The sequence below is a fragment of the Nitrosomonas ureae genome, assembly GCF_900108305.1.
In the GTDB taxonomy this organism is placed as follows: domain Bacteria; phylum Pseudomonadota; class Gammaproteobacteria; order Burkholderiales; family Nitrosomonadaceae; genus Nitrosomonas; species Nitrosomonas ureae_B.
Genome location: NZ_FNUX01000053.1, coordinates 1 through 4,905, shown reverse-complemented (window position 1 = coordinate 4,905; position 4,905 = coordinate 1). Strand labels below are relative to the sequence as shown.

At 40.7% G+C, this 4,905-nt stretch carries 4 protein-coding genes; all 4 read left to right on the top strand.

The annotated features are described in order from the left end of the window. Nucleotides 1–221: 221 nt before the first annotated feature. Nucleotides 222–2,072, top strand: a complete 1,851-nt coding sequence (gene glmS / locus C4S39_RS14800) for a glutamine--fructose-6-phosphate transaminase (isomerizing) (RefSeq protein WP_103967699.1) — start codon at nucleotides 222–224, stop codon at nucleotides 2,070–2,072. Nucleotides 2,073–2,654: 582 nt separating this feature from the next. Further along, nucleotides 2,655–3,797 (top strand): tetratricopeptide repeat protein, encoded by a 1,143-nt coding sequence (locus C4S39_RS14795; protein WP_146059785.1) that lies wholly within the window; start codon nucleotides 2,655–2,657, stop codon nucleotides 3,795–3,797. A gap of 9 nt (nucleotides 3,798–3,806) precedes the next feature. Then, complete coding sequence (locus tag C4S39_RS14790; protein WP_103967697.1) at nucleotides 3,807–4,637, top strand: tetratricopeptide repeat protein; 831 nt, start codon at nucleotides 3,807–3,809, stop codon at nucleotides 4,635–4,637. Nucleotides 4,638–4,691: 54 nt separating this feature from the next. After that, on the top strand, nucleotides 4,692–4,905 hold a 214-nt coding region (locus tag C4S39_RS14785), incomplete at its 3' end, for a transposase (RefSeq protein ID WP_146059784.1).

The window sequence follows — 4,905 nt, the reverse complement described above, 5'->3', positions numbered from 1 at the left end:
ATTCTCCAGATTCGACAAACTGGATGTCATCTTCCTTTCTTTCATCCATTTCGCTCTTATCGTTGAAGCACTTAGATAGTGTTAACAGGCCATAGAAATTCAGCTGACAGCTGGTCTTGATCTTACACTCATTCAAGCAGGTCTGATTTTATAATTTAACAAGAAACATGGGCTTTGAGTGAACTAAACTAATTAGAATAATTCTATAAAAAGGTAATGTAATGTGTGGAATAGTTGGAGCAATAGCAAGGGAAAATGTAGTGCCGGTTTTACTGGAAGGACTGCTCAGGCTCGAATATCGAGGCTACGATTCAGCAGGTATAGTAGTTACAAATGGTGGTTTGCATAGATTACGAACAACAGAGCGAGTGGCGGAACTGGCAAAGCTCGTCAGTAATGATAAAACAGAAGGATTTGCCGGCATTGCTCATACGCGTTGGGCAACGCATGGGGTGCCTTGTGAACGTAATGCACATCCACATTTCTCAGGAAATGAAAAGAAAATAGCAGTGGTTCATAATGGCATTATTGAGAATCATGAGACTATCAGACAGGATTTACAGGAAGCAGGGTTCGAGTTCCTCTCCGATACGGACACAGAGGTGATTGGCCACCTTGTTTCAAAGCATCTTGCAACAACGCACGATTTACTTGATGCAGTCTTCTTGGCTGTTGCGGAATTGCGAGGTGCCTATGCAATTGCTGTTATGGACGAAGAGCAACCTGGCCGTATCATAGTTGCACGTAATGGGGCGCCTTTGCTGCTGGGACTTGGTGAAAATGGTAATTATGCAGCTTCTGACGCTTCAGCGTTGTTGCAGGTGACTCGGAAAATGGTTTATCTGGAAGAAGGGGATGTGGCGGAATTATATCATGATCGTTATCGTATTCGGACTTGTGATGCAACTACTAAATTAAATAGCGAAGTAACACGTCCGGTGCGCGAAAGTGATTTGACTCGTGAAGCAGTAGAGTTGGGTCCTTATGCACATTTTATGCAGAAGGAAATTTTCGAGCAACCTGTTGCTGTGGCAAATACACTGGAAATGGTTTTAAATGCACAGTCTATTTCACCAAGATTGTTCGGCTCCAAAGCCGAAGAGATTTTTCAGAAGACCTCTGGCATCCTGATACTCGCTTGTGGCACCAGCTATCACGCGGGACTTGTAGCTAAATACTGGCTAGAGTCTATTTCAGGATTGCCCTGTAGTGTCGAAATAGCAAGTGAGTACCGTTATCGTGAGCCAATAGCAAATCCCAGCACACTTGTTGTAGGAATTTCCCAGTCGGGTGAAACTGCTGATACACTGGCGGCTCTAAATTATGCAAAGTTACTAGGACATGACCATAGTCTAGCGATCTGCAACGTTCCTGAAAGTGCATTAATACGACAGGCCGATTTGCGCTTCCTTACTCGTGCCGGGCCAGAAATTGGCGTGGCCTCAACCAAGGCATTCACAACCCAGCTGGCTGTGTTGATATTGCTGACTTCAGTTTTTGCAAAATTACGTAATAAATTCCCGAGTGAGCTTGAACAAGAAATGCTTATTGGGCTGCGACATTTGCCCGTTTCTATTCAGTTAGCACTCCAGATCGAACCACAAATAAAAGAATGGGCAAGAAACTTTTCGCAGAAACGTCACGCTTTGTTTCTTGGGCGAGGCATACATTATCCTATCGCTATGGAAGGTGCGCTTAAGCTCAAGGAAATTTCCTATATTCACGCTGAGGCATATGCTGCGGGTGAGCTAAAACACGGTCCGCTTGCATTGGTGGATAAAGAAATGCCAGTAATAGCAATTGCTCCCAATGATGTACTATTGGAGAAGCTCAAGTCGAATTTACAGGAAGTTCGTGCAAGAGGGGGGGAATTGTATGTGATTGCTGATGCTGATTCTAATATCAAGGAAAGTGAAGGAGTACATATCATCCGACTTGCAGGATATTCAGGAATGTTCAGTCCTATGCTTCATACTATTCCACTGCAATTACTTGCTTATCATGTTGCTTTGCAAAAAGGCACTGATGTTGACAAACCAAGAAATCTGGCCAAGGCAGTAACAGTGGAATAAACAAAGCTATCCTTCTGAATTCTTATCTGTACTTGATACCAAACAAGTATGCGGTCGTATCGATGAGCTTGCGATCCCCCGTGGTCTTGCCCCGGGGATCTAATTAGGTTTTAGAATGTTGGGACGCGAGATGTTGTAGAGAAAGCGAGTCACTGTGCGTAGCTGAGCGGTATGTGAAGAATCAAGGCAAACCAAAAGAAGAGCTGCGTCAACTTGAGCTTTTCTAATGCCCCGTGGTCTTTCCACAGGATTATTTGTTTTTTCGAATGTGTCTGAAAGTACTCATTTAATTCCACGTCTTCTACACGGTTACTAATGATGCCAACAAGTTAGAAAGATAGCAACTTTGTGGATTATGTGCTTAGAAAGGAAAATATAAAACTACAGGTAGATAAAAGTATCAATCTTAATTGCTCAAGAGTGAATGATTCCTTGCCGATGAGAATTTTGGTATTTATCCATCTGATGTAAGCAGATTAAACTCTTTTTGTAAAGGAAGAAATATTTTTACAATTAGGACTCTCTCATGAATAAAAATTTGTTTGGGGATTTGAAGAAAACAATATTTTTTTTGGTATCGGATTGGTCCTTATTTTTTCCTTCATGTTCTATAAGGAGGAGCAGTTAAAAGAGTTATTAAAATTAACTCAACCCGATCATATCTCAATATTGTATTTAAGGCTTCTGTTAAATATCACTCCTGGCAACGACGATTTACGTCTGGAACTGATAGGCAATTATATTAATTTGGGGCAAGATGGCAATGCTCGTAGCGAATTAGAGAGACTACTCGCGGAAAAAGGTCCTAAATTTCTAGATGCCAGACTTCTGATGCTGGAAATAGATTTTAAGGATTATTTTTCAATAACGGCAGATGATTTAAGTCGCGATGTAGTATTAGCTAAATTACAAGACAGTATCGCAGAGATTAGTAAAAATCCGATTCCATTAGCTTTGTATGCTAAAGTTATTCAACTAAGCCTAGAGCTTAATCAACCCACTATTGCTGCAGACCTTTATTATCAATGGTCAACTATCAATCTTACCCTTTCTGAACGGTTTGAGAAATTGCAAGAATCAGCGAAATGGTATTTTGCATCTGGATTACCGAATAGAGCGGCAGAAATTTACAATGAATGCTATGAATTGTCCGAGAATACAGTCCAGGCACGTAAATTTGCAATCCTAGCGCTTGAAGCACTTCAAGCAACCACTGACAGTGAACTCACTCCTGAATATCTCCGCACCTATCAGCAGCGATTTCCAGATGACCCGGAGATATTAGATGCAGCGATCAATATTGCACTAATTAATAATCACCCAAAACACGCCTATGAATTAGGTAATAAAAGATTGGCGTTTGATCCTGACAATCCTGATCAAATAAAAAAACAAATTGATCGATCTCTTGCAATTGGGGAAACTCTATCAGCTTTGAGCTTAACCCAAAAATTGATTGAGGTTACCCCAGATGATCACAATTCTCGCGAAAGTTTGGCGCGTATTGCAGAATGGACTAACAATCCGAGACTGGCAATAAAAGAGTGGTTGTGGTTGGCCAGAAATAGAAGAGATGATGTAGCTATTTTGAGTACAATTAGGCTTTCAAGAGGACTGGATTTGTTTGGCATTACTATAGAAATGCTAGAGCAGTTATCAAATATGCGTGAATTATCCAGCGAGGAAATGAGCAGTTTACTATATGCATATGATAACTATAAATAGATTATAAAAATGATCAATTACATCTGTTCTCTGAAGAGCATTCTCTCTTTGCTGATTGGCGCCATGATTGTAGCGACTGGTGTAAGTATTCCAATATCAGTTCATGCTACAAAAAATCCAATAGATCAGGTTACCGACGCCAGCAGTCAGAAGAAAGTAAAAATCCGTCAGGTTAAATTTTTGGAGTCCTATGTGAGGCGTTACCCGAACAATTCCCAGGCATGGGAGGCATTAGCTAAGATGCAGGAAAATATAGGACAAATAACCCCAGCCATAGCAACATGGCAATATATTGGAAAGCATTTTAATCGTATGCCAGAAGCTATAGTTAATCAAGCCAAATTACTATGGCAAAACAATCAGCCAGAGAAAGCGTTTTCTATGTTGTTATCGAATCAGAATAATGTGACAGAGAAAGATTCAAGCTTCTGGGAAATTCTTGGTGATATTTCTTGGGAGTTAAAAGAAGCTGAAAATGCACTATCGGCTTATAGTATCCTTTGGAAATCTGATGGTACCAATGTGCTTGCTGCAGAACGATTGATTCTATTAAAGCGAGATATCGGTCAAGCGGAAGAATCCATCAAAATCGGCGAAGAAGCCTACCATCGTTTAAATCAGCCTCGTTGGTTACTGCTTTCTATGGATGTTGCTAATCAAGCTGGATTGTTAACTCAGTTAAAACGATTGATAAAAATAGCAATTAGTAATGAGTCTCAATTTAAGGACTTAGAGATGTACTGGTTGATTCGTGCTCAATCAGAAATTCATGAGCAGAAACCCAAAATTGCTATAAATCACTATCACCAAGCTTTATTAGGGCCTGTTAACACTATTTGATATAATGCGGTGATGTAAATCACCGAAAGCCAATATCAACAGATCGAACACTGTATGCCGCGCCAACGTGGCAATGTCAGTCATTCCAATCTACAAATTCTCAATGCTATTCTGTATGTTACCGAGCATGGTTGCAAGTGGCGTGGACTACCCAAGCGCTTCGGCAATTGGCACACCATCTACACTCGAATGAATCGATGGGCAAAAAGTGGCGTGCTTCAAAAAGTTTTTGAGCAGTTGCAGCAACAACAAATCATTCGCATCAAAA

Coding starts and splice junctions, on each gene's coding strand:
- glmS (WP_103967699.1), top strand. CDS start 222: ATGTGTGGAATAGTTGGAGCAATAGCAAGGGAAAATGTAGTGCCGGTT.
- C4S39_RS14790 (WP_103967697.1), top strand. CDS start 3,807: ATGATCAATTACATCTGTTCTCTGAAGAGCATTCTCTCTTTGCTGATT.